We start from the raw sequence: 20,022 nt of genomic DNA, 5'->3' as shown, positions 1-20,022 counted from the left end.
ACCGCCCCTATACTCTGCGCGCATTTTGTCGGCACAAATTATGCCAAGTTATTGAATTTCGGCAGCCGACCATTGGAGAGCAATTGTGATGGAAACCCGCACGCCAAACCGCTTGCCTTTCCATCGCCTGGCGGTTTTTCCGGTGTTGATGGCTCAATTTGTCATTTTGCTCATTGCCGCTTTGGCGCTCTGGCAATGGCATGGAGTCGTTGCCGGATACTCGGGACTTTGCGGAGGCCTGATAGCCTTGCTGCCCAATGTTTATTTTGCTCACAAGGCATTTCGGTTTTCCGGCGCCCGAGCAGCCCAGTCCATCGTCCGGTCTTTCTATGCCGGCGAGGCAGGCAAACTGATTTTGACGGCAGTGCTGTTTGCACTGGTGTTTGCAGGTGTGAAGCCACTGGCGCCGATCGCAGTATTCGGCGTGTTCGTGCTGACGCAGTCGGTCAGCTGGTTCGCTCCCCTGCTGATGAGAACAAGACTTTCGAGACCTTAGGGCGTTTGAGGCAACCATGGCAGAAACAACCGCTTCGGGCTATATCCAGCACCACTTGCAGAACCTGACTTTCGGTCAGCTACCCAACGGCGGCTGGGGCTTTGCCCACACCGCAGCAGAGGCCAAGGAAATGGGCTTCTGGGCTTTCCACGTCGATACCCTCGGCTGGTCGGTCGCGCTGGGTCTGATCTTCGTTCTTCTTTTCCGCATGGCGGCAAAGAAAGCGACGTCGGGTCAGCCGGGTGCCTTGCAGAACTTCGTTGAAGTATTGGTCGAATTCGTCGATGGCAGCGTGAAAGACAGCTTCCATGGCCGTAGCCCGGTGATTGCACCGCTGGCACTGACCATCTTCGTCTGGGTGTTCCTGATGAACGCCGTCGACCTGGTACCGGTCGACTGGATTCCTCAGTTGGCCATCCTGATCTCCGGCGACCACCACATCCCGTTCCGCGCCGTGTCGACTACCGACCCGAACGCGACCCTGGGCATGGCGTTCTCGGTGTTCGCACTGATCATTTTCTACAGCATCAAGGTCAAGGGCATCGGCGGCTTCATCGGCGAACTGACCCTGCACCCGTTCGGCAGCAAGAACATCTTTGTTCAGGCGCTGCTGATTCCGGTGAACTTCCTGCTGGAATTCGTCACCCTGATCGCCAAGCCGATCTCTCTGGCTCTGCGTCTGTTCGGCAACATGTATGCCGGCGAGCTGGTGTTCATTCTGATCGCTGTGATGTTCGGCAGCGGCCTGCTCTGGCTCAGCGGCCTGGGCGTTGTTCTGCAGTGGGCGTGGGCGGTGTTCCACATCCTGATCATCACCCTGCAGGCGTTCATCTTCATGATGCTGACCATTGTCTACCTGTCGATGGCGCACGAAGAAAACCATTAAGACCAGTCTCGACTAGTCTGATGTTCCTCCCGGTCAAACGGGAGGGAGCTCCTTGCGGGGCAACTGAAACGATTTGTTTTACCGCTTTAATCTAAAAAACCTAAACCATACGACGTAAAAGTCGGGAGGAAAGATGGAAACTGTAGTTGGTCTAACCGCTATCGCTGTTGCACTGTTGATCGGCCTGGGCGCACTGGGTACCGCAATTGGTTTCGGCCTGTTGGGCGGCAAGTTCCTGGAAGGCGCAGCGCGTCAGCCAGAAATGGTTCCAATGCTGCAAGTCAAAATGTTCATCGTTGCCGGTCTGCTCGACGCCGTAACCATGATCGGTGTTGGTATCGCTCTGTTCTTCACCTTTGCGAACCCGTTCGTTGGTCAGATCGCTGGCTGATTACTCGGATCTTCCGGGTAATTTGGTGTGATGGACAACGTAACTGCGAGGTGTTGGCGTGAACATTAATGCGACCCTGATTGGCCAGTCCGTTGCGTTCCTGATTTTTGTACTGTTCTGCATGAAGTATGTATGGCCTCCGGTCATCGCTGCTCTGCACGAACGTCAAAAGAAGATCGCTGATGGTCTGGACGCTGCCAGCCGTGCAGCTCGCGACCTGGAGTTGGCCCAAGAGAAAGCGGGTCAGCAACTGCGCGAAGCGAAAGCTCAGGCAGCTGAAATCATCGAGCAAGCCAAGAAACGCGGTAACCAGATCGTCGAAGAGGCTGTTGAAAAAGCCCGTATCGACGCTGACCGTGTGAAGGTTCAGGCTCAAGCCGAGATCGAACAGGAACTGAACAGCGTCAAAGACAAGCTGCGTGCCCAAGTGGGCTTGCTGGCTGTTGGCGGCGCCGAGAAGATCCTGGGTGCCACAATCGATCAAAACGCGCACGCAGAGCTGGTTAACCAACTGGCTGCTGAAATCTAAGCGAGGGCGATCATGGCAGAACTGACCACGTTGGCCCGACCTTACGCTAAGGCGGCCTTCGAGCACGCTCAGGCCCACCAGCAACTGGCCAATTGGTCAGCCATGCTCGGCCTGGCAGCAGCGGTGTCGCAAGACGACACCCTGCAGCGCGTGCTCAAGGCCCCGCGACTGACGAGCGCAGAAAAGGCCGCCACGTTCATTGACGTGTGCGGCGACAAGTTTGATGAAAAGGCACGCAATTTCATCAACGTCGTTGCCGAGAACGACCGTCTCCTGCTTCTGCCGGAGATCGCCGCTCTGTTCGACCTGTACAAGGCCGAACAAGAGAAATCGGTAGACGTTGAAGTAACCAGTGCATTTGCATTGAACCAAGAACAGCAAGACAAACTCGCCAAGGTTCTCAGTGCACGACTCAACCGGGAAGTGCGCCTGCAAGTTGCGGAGGACGCTGCCTTGATTGGTGGTGTCGTGATCCGCGCCGGCGACCTGGTTATCGATGGCTCGATTCGCGGCAAAATCGCGAAACTTGCCGAAGCATTGAAATCTTGAGTTTGAAGGGGCAGCAGAGCAATGCAGCAACTCAATCCTTCCGAAATAAGTGAAATTATCAAGGGCCGCATCGACAAGCTCGATGTGACCTCCCAAGCCCGTAACGAAGGCACTGTCGTCAGCGTATCTGACGGCATCGTGCGGATTCACGGTCTGGCCGACGTCATGTACGGCGAGATGATCGAGTTTCCGGGCGGCGTCTACGGTATGGCCCTCAACCTGGAGCAGGACTCCGTAGGTGCCGTGGTATTGGGCTCCTACCAGTCGCTGGCTGAAGGCATGAGCGCCAAGTGCACCGGCCGCATCCTCGAAGTTCCTGTTGGTAAGGAATTGCTGGGCCGCGTAGTCGATGCTCTGGGTAACCCTGTTGACGGCAAAGGTCCACTGGGCAACACCGAGACCGACGCGGTCGAGAAAGTTGCTCCAGGCGTGATCTGGCGTAAGTCGGTAGACCAGCCTGTACAGACTGGCTACAAGGCAGTCGATGCCATGATCCCTGTCGGCCGTGGCCAGCGTGAGCTGATCATCGGTGACCGTCAGATCGGTAAGACCGCTCTGGCGATCGACGCGATCATCAACCAGAAAGACAGCGGCATTTTCTGCGTCTACGTAGCCATCGGTCAGAAGCAATCGACCATCGCCAACGTGGTTCGCAAGCTGGAAGAAAACGGCGCCCTGGCCAACACGATCATCGTGGCTGCCAGTGCTTCGGAATCTCCTGCGCTGCAATTCCTGGCACCGTACTCCGGTTGCACCATGGGTGAATTCTTCCGCGACCGCGGTGAAGACGCGCTGATCGTTTATGACGATCTGTCCAAGCAGGCAGTGGCTTACCGCCAGATTTCCCTGCTGCTGCGCCGTCCACCAGGCCGTGAAGCTTACCCAGGCGACGTGTTCTATCTCCACTCCCGTCTGCTGGAGCGCGCATCCCGCGTTTCGGAAGAATACGTAGAGAAGTTCACCAACGGCGCAGTGACCGGCAAAACCGGTTCCCTGACCGCACTGCCGATCATCGAAACCCAGGCTGGCGACGTTTCCGCGTTCGTTCCGACCAACGTGATTTCCATCACCGACGGTCAGATCTTCCTGGAATCGGCCATGTTCAACTCGGGCATCCGCCCTGCAGTGAACGCCGGTGTTTCGGTATCCCGTGTGGGTGGTGCCGCTCAGACCAAGATCATCAAGAAGCTCTCTGGTGGTATCCGTACCGCTCTGGCTCAGTACCGTGAACTGGCGGCATTCGCCCAGTTCGCTTCTGACCTGGACGAAGCGACCCGCAAGCAACTTGAGCATGGTCAGCGCGTTACCGAGCTGATGAAGCAGAAGCAATACGCACCAATGTCGATCGCTGACATGGCGCTGTCGCTGTATGCCGCTGAGCGTGGGTTCCTGACTGACATTGAAATCGCCAAGGTCGGCAGCTTCGAACAAGCGCTGATCGCTTTCTTCAACCGCGATCACGCCGATTTGATGGCCAAGATCAACGTTAAAGGTGACTTCAATGACGAAATCGACGCTGGCATGAAAGCCGGTATCGAGAAGTTCAAGGCCACCCAAACCTGGTAAGCCGCAGCGGGAGCCGCGAGGCTCCCGCTTGCTAACCTGATAGGTGTTACATGGCAGGCGCAAAAGAGATTCGCAGTAAGATTGCGAGCATCAAAAGCACGCAAAAGATTACCAGCGCCATGGAAAAAGTGGCGGTCAGCAAAATGCGCAAGGCACAAATGCGCATGGCTGCTAGCCGTCCTTATGCGGAGCGTATCCGCCAGGTAATTGGGCATCTGGCCAACGCCAACCCGGAATACCGCCACCCGTTCATGATCGACCGCGAAATCAAGCGCGTCGGTTATGTCGTCGTGAGCAGTGACCGTGGTCTGTGCGGCGGCTTGAACACCAACCTGTTCAAGGCCCTGGTCAAGGACATGGCGGTAAACCGCGAAAACGGCGTCGAGATTGATCTGTGTGTAGTCGGTAGCAAGGGTGCGGCCTTTTTCCGCAACTTCGGCGGTAACGTCGTTGCAGCTATCAGCCACCTGGGTGAAGAGCCGTCGATCAATGATCTGATCGGCAGCGTCAAGGTGATGCTGGATGCCTACCTGGACGGCCGTATCGACCGCCTGTCCGTGGTGTCCAACAAGTTCATCAACACCATGACGCAACAGCCTACCGTGGAGCAGTTGATTCCACTGGTGGCCACCCCGGATCAGGATCTCAAGCACCACTGGGACTATCTCTACGAACCGGACGCCAAAGAGCTGCTTGACGGCTTGATGGTCCGTTACGTCGAGTCGCAGGTCTACCAGGCGGTGGTCGAGAACAACGCGGCTGAACAGGCTGCGCGGATGATCGCGATGAAGAACGCTACCGACAACGCCGGTGATTTGATCAGCGATTTGCAGCTGATCTACAACAAGGCGCGTCAGGCTGCGATCACCCAAGAGATCTCGGAAATCGTCGGCGGCGCTGCCGCGGTTTAACGGTTCAAATATTCAGAGGATCCAGCTATGAGTAGCGGACGTATCGTTCAAATCATCGGCGCCGTTATCGACGTGGAATTTCCACGCGACAGCGTACCGAGCATCTACAACGCGCTGAAAGTAGTGAGCGCGGCTGAAACCACCCTGGAAGTTCAGCAACAGCTGGGCGACGGCGTGGTTCGCACCATTGCGATGGGTTCCACCGAGGGCTTGAAGCGCGGTCTGGAAGTTACCGACTCTGGCGCAGCCATCTCCGTACCGGTCGGTAAAGCGACCCTGGGCCGGATCATGGACGTCCTCGGTAACCCGATCGACGAAGCTGGCCCGATCGACACCGAAGAGCGTTGGGGAATTCACCGTCCAGCGCCTTCGTTCGCTGAGCAAGCAGGCGGCAACGACCTGCTGGAAACCGGCATCAAGGTTATCGACCTGGTCTGCCCGTTTGCCAAAGGCGGTAAAGTCGGTCTGTTCGGTGGTGCCGGTGTAGGCAAAACCGTAAACATGATGGAACTGATCCGTAACATCGCCATCGAGCACAGCGGTTATTCCGTGTTCGCCGGTGTGGGTGAGCGTACTCGTGAGGGTAACGACTTCTACCACGAGATGAAGGACTCCAACGTTCTGGACAAAGTGGCACTGGTTTACGGTCAGATGAACGAGCCGCCGGGAAACCGTCTGCGCGTAGCACTGACCGGCCTGACCATGGCCGAGAAGTTCCGTGACGAAGGTAACGACGTTCTGCTGTTCGTCGACAACATCTATCGTTACACCCTGGCCGGTACTGAAGTATCCGCACTGCTGGGCCGTATGCCTTCGGCAGTAGGTTACCAGCCGACCCTGGCTGAAGAGATGGGCGTTCTGCAGGAACGTATCACTTCGACCAAGGAAGGTTCGATCACCTCGATCCAGGCGGTATACGTACCGGCGGACGACTTGACCGACCCGTCGCCAGCGACCACCTTCGCCCACTTGGACGCCACCGTCGTTCTGTCCCGTGACATCGCTTCCCTGGGTATCTACCCGGCGGTAGATCCACTGGATTCGACTTCGCGCCAGCTGGACCCGAACGTGATCGGCCAGGACCACTACGACACCGCTCGCGGCGTCCAGTATGTTCTGCAGCGTTACAAAGAGCTGAAAGACATCATCGCGATCCTGGGTATGGACGAGCTGTCGGAAGCCGACAAACAGTTGGTTAACCGTGCTCGTAAGATCCAGCGCTTCTTGTCTCAGCCGTTCTTCGTGGCTGAAGTCTTCACCGGTGCTTCGGGTAAATACGTTTCCCTGAAAGACACCATTGCTGGCTTCAAAGGCATCCTCAACGGTGACTACGACCACCTGCCAGAACAAGCGTTCTACATGGTTGGCGGCATCGAAGAAGCGATCGAGAAAGCCAAGAAACTGTAATCCCGGCGCCCGGCAACGGGCGCTAATTTAGGTTGAGGCAATCAGATGGCTATGACAGTCCATTGCGATATCGTCAGCGCGGAAGGGGAAATCTTTTCCGGCCTGGTCGAGATGGTGATTGCGCACGGTGCACTGGGTGATCTTGGTATCGCTCTGGGTCACGCGCCGCTGATCACTAATCTCAAGCCGGGTCCGATCCGCCTGATCAAGCAAGGCGGGGAAGCCGAGGTGTTCTACATCTCCGGTGGTTTCCTCGAGGTTCAGCCGAACATGGTCAAGGTACTTGCCGATACCGTGCAACGTGCCGCCGACCTGGATGAAGCTCAGGCTCAGGCAGCTCTCAAGGCTGCCGAGAATGCCCTGAACGAAAAAGGCGCGGACTTCGATTACGGCGCCGCTGCCACTCGTCTGGCCGAGGCTGCAGCCCAGCTGCGCACCGTCCAGCAGATCCGCAAGAAGTTTGGCGGTTAATCCGTCAGCCGCTTGTTGTGCGATTGATAAAAAAGGGTAGCCTCGGCTACCCTTTTTTCTTTTCCGAATTCCCCAAAAACCGGTCGCAGTCGCTGACCACCCAGGATTGGTAGCCAGTCATGTCTCTCGAAATCGTTATCCTCGCGGCCGGTCAAGGCACTCGCATGCGCTCGGCGCTGCCCAAGGTGCTGCACCCGATTGCCGGCAACTCCATGCTCGGTCACGTTATCCACAGCGCTCGGCAACTGGATCCCCAGCGCATTCATGTGGTGATCGGTCACGGTGCCGATGTGGTGCGCGAGCGCCTGGCGGCCGATGACTTGAATTTCGTGCTTCAGGACAAGCAACTGGGCACAGGCCACGCCACTGCTCAGGCCGTGCCGTTCATCGATGCCGACACCGTGCTGATCCTTTACGGTGACGTGCCACTGATCGAAGTCGAAACCCTGCAGCGTCTGCTCAAGCACGTCGTGCCGGGACAAATGGGCCTGCTCACCGTAGAGCTGGATGACCCGACCGGTTATGGCCGCATCGTGCGCGATGCCGACGGCAAGGTTGCGGCGATCGTCGAGCACAAAGACGCCAGCGAGGCGCAACGTGCGATCACTGAAGGCAACACCGGAATCCTCGCCGTGCCTGCCAATCGCCTAGCTGACTGGATGAGTCGCCTGTCGAACAACAATGCGCAGGGCGAGTATTACTTGACCGACGTGATCGAAATGGCGGTGAGTGATGGCCTGGTGGTTGCCACCGAACAACCGCATGATCCAATGGAAGTGCAGGGCGCCAATGATCGCAAGCAATTGGCCGAACTCGAGCGTCATTATCAGTTGCGCGCTGGCCGTCGCCTGATGGCTCAAGGCGTGACCTTGCGTGACCCGGCGCGTTTCGACGTGCGTGGTGAAGTCACCGTCGGCCGCGATGTGCTGATCGATATCAACGTGATCCTTGAGGGCAACGTGGTCATCGAAGACGACGTTGTGATCGGTCCGAACTGCGTGATCAAGGACAGCACCTTGCGCAAGGGGGTGGTGATCAAGGCCAACAGTCATATCGAAGGCGCGATTCTCGGCGAGGGCAGCGACGCCGGTCCATTCGCACGTCTGCGCCCCGGCACGGTGCTCGAAGCTCGCGCCCATGTGGGTAATTTCGTTGAGCTGAAAAATGCGCACATGGGCGAAGGCGCTAAGGCTGGCCACCTGACTTATCTGGGCGACGCTGAGATCGGCGCGCGCACCAACATTGGCGCCGGCACCATCACCTGCAACTACGATGGCGCCAATAAATGGAAGACAGTAATGGGCGCTGATGTGTTCATCGGTTCGAACAACTCGCTGGTTGCGCCGGTGGATATCTCCAGCGGTGCAACCACTGCGGCCGGCTCGACCATCACGCAAAATGTGGATAACGCCCAACTGGCGGTGGGCCGTGCGCGTCAAAAGAATATCGACGGCTGGAAGCGTCCGGAAAAAATCAAAAAATCCTGAGTTATCCACAGTCTCTGTGGGAGCGAGGTTCTATCTTTCTGAATTTTTCTCCTCGCGTCTTGACGGCAACCTTTCGATAGAGTTTCATTGCTTCACGTTATCTTTCGAATCGAAACTTAAGCCGCCATGTCCAAGCGCAACACGCCCCAGCGTCGCCACAACATTCTCGCCCTGCTCAACGAGCAGGGCGAAGTCAGTGTGGATGAACTGGCCAAGCGCTTCGAAACTTCCGAAGTTACGATTCGCAAGGATCTCGCCGCGCTGGAAACCCACGGCCTGTTGCTGCGTCGTTATGGCGGAGCGATCAGCATGCCGCAGGAACTTGTCGCGGAAACTGCGCAGACTATCTCCAGATACAAGCAGGCGATTGCCCGCGCAGCGGTCCAACGCATTCGCGAACACGCACGCATCATCATCGATAGCGGCAGTACCACCGCCGCAATGATTCCCGAACTGGGCCAGCAACCGGGGCTGGTGGTGATGACCAACTCCCTGCACGTCGCCAACGCCCTGAGTGAACTCGAACACGAGCCAGTGCTGCTGATGACCGGCGGCACCTGGGATCCGCATTCGGAATCCTTCCAGGGTCAGGTCGCCGAGCAGGTACTACGCTCTTACGACTTTGATCAACTGTTCATCGGCGCCGACGGCATCGATCTGATTCGCGGCACCACGACCTTCAATGAATTGCTCGGTCTCAGCCGGGTGATGGCTGACGTTGCACGCGAAGTCATCGTGATGGTCGAGGCGGACAAGATCGGCCGCAAGATTCCCAATCTGGAGCTGCCGTGGAGCAGCATCCATACCCTCATCACCGATGATCGCCTGCCTCAAGAGGCGCGCGATCAGCTTCAGGCCCGCGGGATCACCTTGATCTGTGCGGCTGTCAGTCAGGAGAAATAACCATGTGTGGCATTGTCGGCGCTGTAGCTGAACGTAATATCACCGCCATCCTCCTCGAAGGCCTGAAGCGCCTCGAATACCGCGGCTATGACAGCGCCGGTGTGGCGGTTTATACCAACGATGAAACCCTGGAACGCATGCGCCGTCCGGGCAAGGTCAGTGAACTGGAAACGGCGCTGGCCGAACACCCGCTGGCCGGCCGGCTCGGTATTGCCCACACCCGTTGGGCCACCCATGGCGCGCCGTGCGAACGTAACGCCCACCCGCATTTTTCCGGGGACATTGCGGTGGTGCACAACGGCATCATCGAGAACCACGAAGCCCTGCGCGAACAACTCAAAGCACTGGGTTATGCGTTCAGCTCAGACACCGACACTGAAGTCATCGCCCACCTGCTGACGCACAAGCTCAAGGAACAACCTGACCTGGCGGCCGCACTCAAGGCTACGGTCAAGGAACTGCATGGCGCTTACGGTCTGGCGGTGATCAATGCGCAGCAGCCGGATCGTCTGGTCGCCGCGCGCAGTGGCAGCCCACTGGTGATCGGTCTGGGCCTGGGCGAAAACTTCCTCGCTTCCGACCAGTTGGCCCTGCGGCAGGTCACTGACCGTTTCATGTACCTGGAGGAAGGCGATATCGCTGAAATCCGTCGCGACAGCGTGCAGATCTGGGACGTGAACGGCAACGCTGTCGAGCGCCAGACCGTGCAGTACACCGATGGTGCCGAAGCCGCCGACAAGGGCGAGTTCCGCCATTACATGCTCAAGGAAATCCACGAGCAGCCGGCCGTGGTCCAGCGCACCCTCGAAGGCCGCCTGGGCAACAATCAAGTGCTGGTTGAGGCCTTCGGTCCTCAAGCCGCCGAACTGTTCGCCAAAGTGCGCAACGTGCAGATCGTCGCCTGCGGCACCAGCTATCACGCCGGGATGGTCGCGCGTTATTGGCTCGAAGAGCTGGCGGGTATTCCGTGCCAGGTCGAAGTTGCCAGCGAATTTCGCTATCGCAAAGTGGTCGTGCAGCCAGACACGCTGTTCGTCACCATCTCGCAATCCGGCGAAACCGCTGACACCCTCGCGGCCTTGCGCAATGCCAAAGAGCTGGGTTTCCTCGCCAGCCTGGCGATCTGCAACGTTGGCATCAGCTCGCTGGTACGCGAATCCGATCTCACCTTGCTGACCCAGGCCGGTCGCGAAATCGGCGTGGCCTCGACCAAAGCCTTCACCACGCAATTGGTCGGTCTGTTGCTGCTGACGTTGTCGCTGGGTCAGGTCCGCGGGACTTTGGCTGATGGCGTCGAGGCGACGCTGGTCGAAGAGCTGCGTCGTCTGCCAACTCGCCTGGGCGAAGCGCTGGCGATGGACAGCACCGTGGAAAAAATCGCCGAGCTGTTCGCCGAGAAAAACCACACCCTGTTCCTCGGCCGAGGTGCGCAATTCCCGGTGGCGATGGAGGGTGCCTTGAAGCTCAAGGAAATCTCCTACATCCACGCCGAAGCCTACCCGGCCGGAGAATTGAAACACGGCCCGCTGGCGCTGGTGGATAACGACATGCCGGTGGTCACCGTGGCGCCAAACAACGAACTGCTGGAAAAGCTCAAATCCAACCTGCAGGAAGTCCGCGCCCGCGGCGGCGAGCTGATCGTGTTCGCCGACGTAAAAGCTGGCATGACCGACGGCGAAGGCACTCACGTGGTGCAAATGCCGCACATCCACGACATCCTCTCGCCGATCCTTTACACGATCCCGCTGCAACTGCTGTCGTACTACGTGGCTGTGCTCAAGGGCACTGACGTCGACCAGCCGCGTAACCTGGCGAAGTCGGTGACTGTGGAATAAGTTATCCACCGTTGATCTACGCTCTCACAATCGCAGCCTCGGCTGCGATTGTCGTATCCGCCGCCGAGGAATCCCATGGACCGCTTTCAGGAAATGCAGATCTTCGTTGTCGTCGCCCAGGAGCAAGGCTTTTCGGCGGCGTCGCGGCGTCTGGGGTTGTCGGCGGCGAGTGTCACCCGCGCAGTAGCGGCGCTTGAGCAGCACATCGGTACGCAGTTGCTGGTGCGCACCACGCGCACGGTGCATCTGACCGAAGCCGGGCAGCGTTACTGCGATGACTGCCGACGGATTCTCGCCGAAGTCCAGGAGGCCGAGGATTCGGCGGCAGGCAGTCATGCGTTGCCGCGGGGGCAGTTGACGATCACTGCGCCGGTGCTGTTCGGCGATCTGTTCGTAACCCCGGTGATGGCCGATTACCTGTGTCGTTATCCGGATGTGTCGATCAATGCGCTGTTGCTCGACCGGGTCGTCAATATGGTCGAGGAGGGCATCGATGTCGCGGTGCGCATCGGCGAACTGCCGGACAGCAATCAGCATGCGATCCGCGTCGGCGAAGTGCGGCGAGTGATCTGCGCCTCGCCGGATTTCCTCGCCAGGCATGGCCGACCGGATCATCCGCAGGCGTTGGCCGGGCTGCCGGTGGTGGCGACGTCGGCGATCGGTCAGCAACGCAATTGGCCGTTTCTCGACGCGGGTGAAGCACTCAGCGTGCGCACCGAACCGCGACTCACGGTCACGGCCAATCAGTCCGCGATAACCGCTGCACGCAAAGGCCTGGGACTGACGCGAGTGCTGTCGTATCAAGTGGCGGACAAGGTTGCGGCAGGCGAACTGGAAATCGTCCTCGCCGAATTTGAATTGCCGCCGTTGCCGATTCATGTGGTGTATCAGGGGGGGCGCAAGGCGCCGGCGCGGATCCGCAGCTTTGTCGACTTCGCCGTGAAGGCGTTGCGCGAGCATCCGGCCTTGAACACGGCGGCGTTATTGCAGCCACTGAAATAATCGATTGCATCGGCTGGTGATTCTTTAGTTTTGCCGATCCGTAGATGATGACTCCATCGGCGCGCTCATTCCGTAGCGTCGTCACTTTCCAGCGGAGTCGACCATGCAACCGATCAAACTCTACAACTTCCCCCGTTCCGGCCACGCCCATCGCGTCGAGTTGATGCTGTCCCTGCTGCAGCTACCGACCGAGCTGATCTTCGTCGACCTGGCCAAGGGTGAGCACAAGCAGCCGCAGTATCTGGCGATCAACAGTTTCGGCCAGGTGCCGGCGATTGATGACAACGGTGTGGTGCTGGCCGATTCCAATGCGATTCTGGTGTATCTGGCGCAGAAGTATGGCAACGGTCGCTGGCTGCCCACCGATCCGGTGGGCGCAGCACATGTGCAGCGCTGGCTGTCGGCAGCGGCGGGGCCGATTGCCTTTGGCCCGGCGGCGGCACGCTTGATCACGGTGTTCGGTGCGCAACTGAATGCCGAAGAAGTCATCGGCCGCGCGCACAACCTGCTCAAGGTCATGGAGCTGGAGTTGGGCAAGACCGCCTATCTGGCAGGCGATGAGCCAACCATCGCTGATGTGTCTGCCTACAGCTACATCGCGCATGCGCCGGAGGGCAATGTCTCGCTGGAGGAATACGCCAATGTCCGGGCCTGGCTGGCACGCATCGAGGGCCTGCCCGGTTTTGTGGCGATGCCGCCTACCGCGGCCGGGCTACTGAAAACTGCCTGACGCGCGCATTCGCGAATATTCAGGGGGCGTCGGCAACGCTTCAACCGGTGCACTGATGCCCTCAAGCGTAACGGCCGGTTGCGCGGCCTCTCCTCGCAGGACATGCAGCGCGCTGCGCTCTACCAACTGTTGGCTGGCTTGGCGCCAGTCAATCCAGCGCCAGTCGCGTACATCCTTGCCGGCGGGGAACTGACCACTGGCCTCGAAGGCCGTGATCAGTTCGGTCAGGCTCTGCGGCTCCTGCAGATCGAAATAGGCCATGTACTTGCCACCGATTTCACGAAACACCGGAATGTCACTGCCCATTGCCGGCAAACCGCGCTGCATGGCTTCCACCAGCGGCAGGCCAAAGCCTTCGACGAATGATGGGAAAACCAGCGAACTGGCGTGGGCGTAAGCATGCTCCAGACTGGTGTCGCTGAGGTTGTTGAACATGAACAGGCGCCGGTTCAATTCCGGATGGTGGCGTATCCGTGAGAGCAGCTCGTCGCACTTCCAGCCGATATGTCCAGCGATACACAACCTGGCGCTGGAACCACCTGCCCAGGCACGCTCGAAAGCATCCAGCAGATAAGCATGGTTCTTGCGCGGCTCGATCGTGCTGACCATCAGGAAAACCGGGCCGGGTGCCTCGAACATCTGTCGCAACGCCGGTTCCACGGCCGCGGTCGAGCTGTGCAAGTCCAGCTCGGAACCCAAGTGGAAGTAGTCGAACCAGCGTTTTCCCGCTTGCAGGGGCCCAAGCCGTCGCTGCAGTTCATTGCGCACCTCGTCGCGCACCGTGGCGGAAATGGCCATGTAGCCGTCGGCAGTGCGGCAAATCCAGTCAAACCATTCCCCGAACACCTGCGCCGGGCGGGTTTCGTAAAAGTGTGGATGCGTCATGGGAATCAGGTCATAGATCACCGCAATGATCCCGACGCCATCACGCTTGAGTCGCTCGACATGAGGAAAGAAATCCGAATGCCACGAGGAGTCGAGCAGTATCAATTGATCATCGGCCTGATGCTGCAAGGGCGAGCAGCGCTTGAGCAGCTGCAAGTGCCTCAGGCGTTTGAACAGCCTCAACGGGATCCCGAATGCGGTGAACGAGGTCAGGCGGTAGGCAACATATACAGCGCGGCGAGCCAGCTTCGACTCACATTGGGCCTCGCGCCGCTGGTGCCATTGCCAAAAACGATGGGCAAGGCGTTCCAGGCGGTCAGCGAATGTCGCGAAGGCGTTGAAAACCGGCGTGTTCAGAGGGGCCAGGCGCAAGACCCGGTAGAGTTGGCCGTTGACGAAAACCACCGGCATGCATTCGATATCAGCAGCACCGGACGGCAATTTATTGATGACATTGCGCACCACCCGCTGAATCCCCGAGTTGAGTTTCGGGTGGTTGAAGACGTGGGTGCACTCCACCAACAGTCGAGTCATAGCGCGCGCTCCGTGTTCGCCGATCCGGCGGGCAACAGGGGTGTCCGCAGAGGGTATTGCGCGAAACTGGCGAGACCTGTGGCGACCAGGCAATTTTTCAAAACCGCGACCCCTTGGGCTTATGTTTCGCTATTTCCTACAGCTGGTGTAGGAGGGTCTGTCAGACCGAGACGAAAGCTCGGTAGGACAACAGGCGAAACAGTTGTTGTATTTGTTCTGCGATCAATCTGTGCCAATTACACGACAATTTCAACAGGGCAAACCGTGACCGGTCAGTTCTGGACAGCGTAGACCGAATTATTCACGCCCGATGGTTCCCGAACCCTCAATGGATGTGTTTAGAATGCCCCTCGTCGCGATATTCCGAAGTTGTACACGGGGGTTGCGACGCAGAGTGAAACTGACCACTAAAACAAGAACTAAGACGTGTCTGATGAAGGACGCCGTGTCGGGATTCCCGGCCCGATCCATCTCTGGCCGTCACAGCATGAAGTTGCCGGAATGGCAGCTTTATCGTGGGATGCCATGAATTTCATTCTTTACTCGGACGTCAGCGACAGCTCCATCAGCCAGAGTCTCGGCCGTCCCGAATACAGTTATTACTTCGTGCTCAAGGCCTATCGTCCGTTGCTGGAAAGTCTTGGTCGTGTGCATGTCGTATCCGCCCCGGCAGAAGTCGATCCCCTTTACCGCCGATTGCTCGCCGCAGGCGAAGACAGCGTATTCCTGTCGTTTGCCCCACCGCAGAAAACCCCGGCCGATCTGCAATGCCCGACGGTCTGCGTCGTGGCGTGGGAGTTCGACTCGATTCCCGATGAACAGTGGGACAACGACCCGCGCCAGGACTGGACGCAAATGCTCGCGCGCCAGGGCCGGGTCATCACCTTGTCGAGCCACACTGCCCGGGCGATCCGGCGGGCCATGGGTGAGGATTTTCCGGTGCTGGTGCTACCGACAGCGCTATGGGAAAGGTTTTCGGATATCCGCCAGGCGCATGTCCCGACACCGATCAATGCGGGGGCAACCCTGGCGATCAGAGGCTGTATTTTCGATAGCCGCGAACTTGGCTTGTCCGCCGATGCGCTGATTCCCGTCCCTTTGACACCTGAAGAAGAAGCTGCACTGGCGGCTGAAATAGAAGCCGCGCGTCCACCGCCGCTGACCCTGAAGCGCCGATTCGTCATCGCCCGGCACTATCTACGGCTATGGGCACTGGATCTCGGGCGTGACCTGGCAGAGCCGGTCCCACGGGTGAAATACCTGCAGAACTGGTATTGGGAAGGGGTTCGTGATCGCGTTCCCGACAACCTTCACGCCTGGCTCGAGCAACGTCTGCCCGCCATTTGCGGCGCGCACCCGATTCCGCTCAGCGAACCACCGCCGCTGGACCTGCCGGCCACCGACGGCATCGTTGAAACCCGTGTCGACGGTGTGGTGTACGTCTCGGTCTTCAATCCCAAGGATGGCCGCAAGAACTGGCATCAACTGATTACCGCGTTTTGCTGGGCATTTCGCGAGCAGCCGGACGCTACCCTGGTGGTCAAGATCACCCAGAACGATCTGGCCGTGTATTACAGCGAATTGATGACGTTGCTCGCGCAGCTCAGCCCGTTCGCTTGCCGCGTTGTGGTGATGCACGGCTACCTTGACGACGCGCAGTATGCCGAGCTCTACAAGGCGGCGACGTTCTACGTCAATGCCTCGCGCTGCGAAGGCCTGTGCCTGCCCTTGATGGAGTTCATGTCCAGCGGCAAACCGGTGATCGCGCCGGCCCACACCGCCATGGAAGATTACATCGACGACTCGGTGGCATTCGTGGTCAGGTCCAGCGAAGAGTTGACGATCTGGCCCCAGGACACGCGGATTATTTACCGCACCCTGCGCTACCGACCGGACTGGGGTTCGCTGAAAAGCGCCTACGAAAACAGTTACCGCATGGCCACTGCGCACCCGCAGGACTATCAGCGGATGTCGGCCGCCGCCATCGAGCGGATGCACAATTACTGCGCGTTCGCGCCATTGCAGACACGCCTGGCGGATTTTTTCGCGCTGGCTCCCACGGCCGCTGATATCGAGCCTGTTCTGGATAACGCCTCATGCTGATCATCATTCATTCTGAAACCAATCAGCACACCATTACGCAAAACCTGGGGCGTTCCGAATACAGCTATTACTTCGTCCTCAAGGAATATCGACCGGTTCTCGAACGAATCGGGCGGGTTGTCGAAGTGGCTGATCCGCAGACGCAAGTCGATGCGCTCTATGGCGAATGCCTGGCTCGGGGCGAGCCCTGTGTGTTCCTGTCGTTTTCCCCGCCGCACCGTACGCCCGTTGATCTGGCGTGTCCGACCGTGCCGGTGTTTGCCTGGGAGTTCAGCACGATCCCCAACGAGCCGTTCGCCGGTGAGCCACGCAACGACTGGCGCAGCGTTTTGCACGCCTGCGGCGCGGCTGTCACCCATTCCAGTTATACCGTCGCTGCGGTCCGCGAAGCCATGTCCGCGGACTACCCGATCAGCGCTATCCCGGCGCCGGTGTGGGACCGCTTCGCCGCACGCGGCAGGCAAGCACAGGATCATTGCGCTGCCGAGCCGCTGCGGCTGACGATCAAAGGGGTGGTGGCCGACAGCCGTCAGCTCGACTTGAATGCCTTCGCCCCAGAGCATTTGCGCAGCGGCGAGGGGATTGATTTTGCCGCACCGGTGACCGAGCAGACCCTGTCCCTTGAGGGCGTGGTGTATACGTCAGTGTTCAATCCCGGCGATGGCCGCAAGAACTGGGAGGACATGCTCAGCGCGTTCTGTGTGAGCTTTCGCGAAGTCGAAGACGCCACCTTGGTGCTGAAACTGACGCACTTCGATGCTGAAGAGGCGCTGGCTGACATCCTCCACCATTTGTACAAAAACCAGTCCTATCGATGCCGTATCGTGTTGATTCACGGTTATCTCGCCGATCCGGACTACGAGCGACTCGTGCAGGCGACTCGCTATGTCGTGAACACGTCCTACGGGGAAGGCCAGTGCCTGCCTCTGATGGAATTCATGTCTTGCGGCAAGCCCGCAGTAGCGCCTCGAACCACGGCAATGATCGATTACCTGAACGCTGAGAACGCGTTTCTGATCGAGTCCACCGACGAATTGACCGCCTGGCCGCACGATCCGCGCAAGGCATTTCGCACGCTGCGTTACGTGACCAACTGGGCATCATTATGTGAGGCCTACCGGGCCAGTTACGACGTTGCAAAAAACCAGCCGCAGCGTTATGCCGCGATGTCCGCACAAGCTGTAGACAGCCTGCAGGCTTTTTGCAGTCAGGCTGTGGCCGAGCAGCGCCTGCGGGCATTTCTTGCACAGTTGTTCGAACACCGTGCCGCTGCGGGGGAAACCTGCCAAGCATGAACGGCAAGCGCATCATGGATATAGAAGTGCTGCGCGCCGTCGCCGTGCTGGGGGTATTGTTCCATCACCTGCAGGGCAGTCTGTTCGCGGACCCGGTGCCTTTGCTGGACAGCATTCACGGCAGTCTGCAAACGTGGTGGGGCGTCGATCTGTTTTTCGCCATCTCCGGCTTTGTCATCGCTCGCAGCCTGGTTCCGGCGTTGCAAGGTTGTACCAGTCGCCAGGAGTGCTGGCAGCAGACGCGCAACTTCTGGCTGCGCCGCGCCTTTCGCCTGTTGCCGTCGGCCTGGCTATGGCTCGCGCTGATGCTGCTGGCCTGTGTGTTCCTCAATCGCTCCGGCGCTTTCGGTACCTGGCATGCCAACTTGCAAGCGACCCTGGCCGGCGTGTTGCAATACGCCAATTTCCGTTTTGCCGACAGCTTCTTCCGATACGAATACGGCAGCAGTTTTGTCTACTGGAGCCTGGCGCTGGAGGAACAGTTTTATCTGCTGTTTCCGCTGCTGATTCTGCTGTTTCGCCAGCGTCTGGTCTGGGCACTGCTGGCGCTGGTCGCGGTGCAGATTCTGACCGTGCGCACCCCGTTGCTGATGGTGGTGCGCACCGACGCGCTGGCCCTTGGCGTGCTGTTGGCGATGTGGAGCGCACGGCCCGGCTATCAGCGCTGGCAGCCAACCTGGCTGGCGCGGCCGTGGGCCGGGATTTCAGTCTTCATCGCCATCGCATTGCTGCTCAGCTTCATGGCCACCGATCGGTTCACCTTCGCGCCTTATCGCATCGGTTCAATCGCGCTGCTCAGTGCCGTGCTGGTGTGGATCGCTTCATACAACCGCGATTACCTGGTGCCTGCCGGTGCGGTGCAACGGTTGCTCGCGTGGGTCGGCAGCCGCTCCTATGGCATTTATCTGATCCATATCCCGGCGTATCAACTGGTGCGTGAACTGATTTTCCGTTTGCAGAGCGCCGGTCTGCCGAGTCCGGCCGGGCATCCGGTGTTCACGCTGTTGCTGGGATTCGGCCTGATCGTGCTGTTCAGTGAACTGAATTACCGCTTGATCGAAATGCCGATGCGCAACCGAGGCGCCGCGCTGGTCAAGCGCCTCGGCACGCCCCGATCCGCCCTTCCATCCCCTGGAGCCACCTCATGCTGAGCCTTTTGAAGAAACTCACGAACGCCACGCCGGCGCAGCCTGTTGTGGCGGTTGCCGAGAAGACCGACCCGTACATGCTCGGCCTGCACGATGCGATGCTCAGCGGCTGGTTCAATCAGCAAACCGGCGAACTGTTCACAGGGTTCCCGGTGACCCCCGACGACACGCTGCTCGATGTGGGCTGCGGCGATGGCGGTAACGTGCATTTCTGCGGCATGCGCGGGGCGAAGATCATCATTGCCGATATCGATGCGGCCAAGGTCGAAGCCACCCGTCAGCGCTTGAGCGATACCCCGGCGCGCGAAGTCGAGTGCCACGTCACCGATTGCAATCCGCTGCCGATTGCCGACGCCACGGCGACACGTGTGGTCTCGACGGAAGTGATCGAACATGTCGACGACCCTGCGCAGTTTCTCGCTGAGCTGGTGCGGGTTGGAAAACCTGGCGCGTTGTACCTGCTCAGCGTGCCGCACCCAAGCTCCGAAGACCTGCAAAAGGACATCGCCGCGCCCGAGTACTTCCAGAAACCCAATCACATACGCATCATCAGTGAAGAGCAGTTCAAGGCAATGGTCGGCGACGCCGGGCTGGAAATCATCAGCCATAGCCAATACGGCTTTTACTGGACGATGTGGATGATGCTGTTCTGGGAAGCCAAGGTCGAATTCAGCAACCCTGATCACCCACTGCTCAATCACTGGGCCGACACGTGGCAAGCGGTACTCGACTCCCCGCGCGGGGCGCAGATCAAACAGGCGCTGGATGCGGTGGTGGCGAAGAGTCAGGTGATCATTGCGCGCAAGCCTGCGGCATCCCTGTAGGAGCTGCGGCACGCTGCGGTCTTTTGATCCTGATTGTTAACGCACGATCAAAAGATCGCAGCCTCGTTTC

General features: G+C 59.1%; 19 protein-coding genes. 18 read left to right on the top strand and 1 reads right to left on the bottom strand.

Going from position 1 to position 20,022, the window contains the following annotated elements:
* The first annotated feature begins 88 nt into the window (after nucleotides 1-88).
* The 14 genes from AEQ63_RS24660 to AEQ63_RS24595 all read left to right on the top strand — a co-directional run bounded on the left by AEQ63_RS24660 (nucleotide 89) and on the right by AEQ63_RS24595 (nucleotide 13,163).
* Nucleotides 89-496: a F0F1 ATP synthase subunit I gene (locus tag AEQ63_RS24660; RefSeq protein WP_042607990.1), complete on the top strand. Its 408-nt coding sequence runs from the start codon at nucleotides 89-91 to the stop codon at nucleotides 494-496.
* Between the two features lie 16 nt (nucleotides 497-512).
* Nucleotides 513-1,382, top strand: a complete 870-nt coding sequence (gene atpB / locus AEQ63_RS24655; RefSeq protein WP_042607991.1) for a F0F1 ATP synthase subunit A — start codon at nucleotides 513-515, stop codon at nucleotides 1,380-1,382.
* A 133-nt stretch (nucleotides 1,383-1,515) separates the two neighbouring features.
* Complete coding sequence (gene atpE / locus AEQ63_RS24650; protein ID WP_003097235.1) at nucleotides 1,516-1,773, top strand: F0F1 ATP synthase subunit C; 258 nt, start codon at nucleotides 1,516-1,518, stop codon at nucleotides 1,771-1,773.
* Between the two features lie 58 nt (nucleotides 1,774-1,831).
* Nucleotides 1,832-2,302 carry a F0F1 ATP synthase subunit B gene (locus AEQ63_RS24645; protein WP_016772403.1) on the top strand — a complete coding sequence of 157 codons (471 nt, stop codon included), beginning with the start codon at nucleotides 1,832-1,834 and terminating at the stop codon, nucleotides 2,300-2,302.
* 12 nt (nucleotides 2,303-2,314) lie between these two features.
* Entirely contained in the window at nucleotides 2,315-2,851 is a 537-nt protein-coding gene (locus AEQ63_RS24640; protein ID WP_016772404.1) for a F0F1 ATP synthase subunit delta, read from the top strand.
* Nucleotides 2,852-2,872: 21 nt separating this feature from the next.
* Complete coding sequence (gene atpA, locus AEQ63_RS24635; protein WP_016772405.1) at nucleotides 2,873-4,417, top strand: F0F1 ATP synthase subunit alpha; 1,545 nt, start codon at nucleotides 2,873-2,875, stop codon at nucleotides 4,415-4,417.
* Nucleotides 4,418-4,467: 50 nt separating this feature from the next.
* Nucleotides 4,468-5,328, top strand: coding sequence for a F0F1 ATP synthase subunit gamma (atpG, locus tag AEQ63_RS24630; protein ID WP_007911960.1), 861 nt, complete (start codon nucleotides 4,468-4,470; stop codon nucleotides 5,326-5,328).
* 27 nt (nucleotides 5,329-5,355) lie between these two features.
* The gene (gene atpD, locus AEQ63_RS24625) at nucleotides 5,356-6,735 is read left to right on the top strand and encodes a F0F1 ATP synthase subunit beta (RefSeq protein ID WP_007911961.1); all 1,380 of its coding nucleotides are present in this window, start codon (nucleotides 5,356-5,358) and stop codon (nucleotides 6,733-6,735) included.
* 45 nt (nucleotides 6,736-6,780) lie between these two features.
* Nucleotides 6,781-7,206, top strand: coding sequence for a F0F1 ATP synthase subunit epsilon (locus tag AEQ63_RS24620; protein ID WP_016772407.1), 426 nt, complete (start codon nucleotides 6,781-6,783; stop codon nucleotides 7,204-7,206).
* Nucleotides 7,207-7,325: 119 nt separating this feature from the next.
* On the top strand, nucleotides 7,326-8,693 hold the full coding sequence (glmU, locus tag AEQ63_RS24615; protein WP_064365197.1) for a bifunctional UDP-N-acetylglucosamine diphosphorylase/glucosamine-1-phosphate N-acetyltransferase GlmU: 1,368 nt from the start codon (nucleotides 7,326-7,328) through the stop codon (nucleotides 8,691-8,693).
* A gap of 126 nt (nucleotides 8,694-8,819) precedes the next feature.
* Complete coding sequence (locus tag AEQ63_RS24610) at nucleotides 8,820-9,596, top strand: DeoR/GlpR family DNA-binding transcription regulator (RefSeq protein WP_064365196.1); 777 nt, start codon at nucleotides 8,820-8,822, stop codon at nucleotides 9,594-9,596.
* A 2-nt stretch (nucleotides 9,597-9,598) separates the two neighbouring features.
* On the top strand, nucleotides 9,599-11,431 hold the full coding sequence (gene glmS, locus AEQ63_RS24605) for a glutamine--fructose-6-phosphate transaminase (isomerizing) (RefSeq protein WP_064365195.1): 1,833 nt from the start codon (nucleotides 9,599-9,601) through the stop codon (nucleotides 11,429-11,431).
* 75 nt (nucleotides 11,432-11,506) lie between these two features.
* Nucleotides 11,507-12,433, top strand: coding sequence for a LysR family transcriptional regulator (locus tag AEQ63_RS24600; protein ID WP_042608016.1), 927 nt, complete (start codon nucleotides 11,507-11,509; stop codon nucleotides 12,431-12,433).
* A gap of 103 nt (nucleotides 12,434-12,536) precedes the next feature.
* Nucleotides 12,537-13,163 (top strand): glutathione S-transferase family protein, encoded by a 627-nt coding sequence (locus AEQ63_RS24595; RefSeq protein ID WP_064365194.1) that lies wholly within the window; start codon nucleotides 12,537-12,539, stop codon nucleotides 13,161-13,163.
* On the opposite strand, the gene AEQ63_RS24590 is transcribed toward AEQ63_RS24595, so the two are convergent.
* Nucleotides 13,146-14,582 (bottom strand): glycosyltransferase family 4 protein, encoded by a 1,437-nt coding sequence (locus AEQ63_RS24590; RefSeq protein ID WP_082367961.1) that lies wholly within the window; start codon nucleotides 14,580-14,582, stop codon nucleotides 13,146-13,148. The genes AEQ63_RS24595 and AEQ63_RS24590 overlap by 18 nt on opposite strands.
* Before the next feature lie 525 nt (nucleotides 14,583-15,107).
* Between AEQ63_RS24590 and AEQ63_RS24585 the strand changes: the two genes are divergently transcribed.
* Genes AEQ63_RS24585 through AEQ63_RS24570 form a run of 4 tightly spaced genes read left to right on the top strand, consistent with a single transcriptional unit; the run spans nucleotide 15,108 to nucleotide 19,952 of the window.
* Nucleotides 15,108-16,685 carry a glycosyltransferase gene (locus AEQ63_RS24585; protein ID WP_064365193.1) on the top strand — a complete coding sequence of 526 codons (1,578 nt, stop codon included), beginning with the start codon at nucleotides 15,108-15,110 and terminating at the stop codon, nucleotides 16,683-16,685.
* A complete protein-coding gene (locus AEQ63_RS24580; protein ID WP_064365192.1) occupies nucleotides 16,679-17,980 on the top strand; it encodes a glycosyltransferase in 1,302 nt (433 codons plus the stop codon). The genes AEQ63_RS24585 and AEQ63_RS24580 overlap by 7 nt, the downstream gene beginning before the upstream one ends.
* Entirely contained in the window at nucleotides 17,977-19,131 is a 1,155-nt protein-coding gene (locus AEQ63_RS24575; protein ID WP_064365191.1) for an acyltransferase family protein, read from the top strand. The genes AEQ63_RS24580 and AEQ63_RS24575 overlap by 4 nt, the downstream gene beginning before the upstream one ends.
* Nucleotides 19,125-19,952 (top strand): class I SAM-dependent methyltransferase, encoded by an 828-nt coding sequence (locus AEQ63_RS24570; RefSeq protein WP_064365190.1) that lies wholly within the window; start codon nucleotides 19,125-19,127, stop codon nucleotides 19,950-19,952. Before AEQ63_RS24575 ends, AEQ63_RS24570 begins: the two co-directional genes overlap by 7 nt.
* Nucleotides 19,953-20,022: the final 70 nt, after the last annotated feature.

Source organism: Pseudomonas sp. RIT-PI-o (assembly GCF_001297215.1).
Classification (GTDB): domain Bacteria; phylum Pseudomonadota; class Gammaproteobacteria; order Pseudomonadales; family Pseudomonadaceae; genus Aquipseudomonas; species Aquipseudomonas moraviensis_A.
Note: the sequence above shows the minus strand (reverse complement) of the source record. Positions and strands in the feature narration are given on the sequence as shown.

Bases quoted from the DNA above. Each gene is read 5' to 3' on its own strand.
- AEQ63_RS24660 (WP_042607990.1), top strand. From the start codon at position 89: ATGGAAACCCGCACGCCAAACCGCTTGCCTTTCCATCGCCTGGCGGTT.
- atpB (WP_042607991.1), top strand. From the start codon at position 513: ATGGCAGAAACAACCGCTTCGGGCTATATCCAGCACCACTTGCAGAAC.
- atpE (WP_003097235.1), top strand. From the start codon at position 1,516: ATGGAAACTGTAGTTGGTCTAACCGCTATCGCTGTTGCACTGTTGATC.
- AEQ63_RS24640 (WP_016772404.1), top strand. From the start codon at position 2,315: ATGGCAGAACTGACCACGTTGGCCCGACCTTACGCTAAGGCGGCCTTC.
- atpA (WP_016772405.1), top strand. From the start codon at position 2,873: ATGCAGCAACTCAATCCTTCCGAAATAAGTGAAATTATCAAGGGCCGC.
- atpG (WP_007911960.1), top strand. From the start codon at position 4,468: ATGGCAGGCGCAAAAGAGATTCGCAGTAAGATTGCGAGCATCAAAAGC.
- atpD (WP_007911961.1), top strand. From the start codon at position 5,356: ATGAGTAGCGGACGTATCGTTCAAATCATCGGCGCCGTTATCGACGTG.
- AEQ63_RS24620 (WP_016772407.1), top strand. From the start codon at position 6,781: ATGGCTATGACAGTCCATTGCGATATCGTCAGCGCGGAAGGGGAAATC.
- glmU (WP_064365197.1), top strand. From the start codon at position 7,326: ATGTCTCTCGAAATCGTTATCCTCGCGGCCGGTCAAGGCACTCGCATG.
- AEQ63_RS24610 (WP_064365196.1), top strand. From the start codon at position 8,820: ATGTCCAAGCGCAACACGCCCCAGCGTCGCCACAACATTCTCGCCCTG.
- glmS (WP_064365195.1), top strand. From the start codon at position 9,599: ATGTGTGGCATTGTCGGCGCTGTAGCTGAACGTAATATCACCGCCATC.
- AEQ63_RS24600 (WP_042608016.1), top strand. From the start codon at position 11,507: ATGGACCGCTTTCAGGAAATGCAGATCTTCGTTGTCGTCGCCCAGGAG.
- AEQ63_RS24595 (WP_064365194.1), top strand. From the start codon at position 12,537: ATGCAACCGATCAAACTCTACAACTTCCCCCGTTCCGGCCACGCCCAT.
- AEQ63_RS24590 (WP_082367961.1), bottom strand. From the start codon at position 14,582: ATGACTCGACTGTTGGTGGAGTGCACCCACGTCTTCAACCACCCGAAA.
- AEQ63_RS24585 (WP_064365193.1), top strand. From the start codon at position 15,108: ATGAATTTCATTCTTTACTCGGACGTCAGCGACAGCTCCATCAGCCAG.
- AEQ63_RS24580 (WP_064365192.1), top strand. From the start codon at position 16,679: ATGCTGATCATCATTCATTCTGAAACCAATCAGCACACCATTACGCAA.
- AEQ63_RS24575 (WP_064365191.1), top strand. From the start codon at position 17,977: ATGAACGGCAAGCGCATCATGGATATAGAAGTGCTGCGCGCCGTCGCC.
- AEQ63_RS24570 (WP_064365190.1), top strand. From the start codon at position 19,125: ATGCTGAGCCTTTTGAAGAAACTCACGAACGCCACGCCGGCGCAGCCT.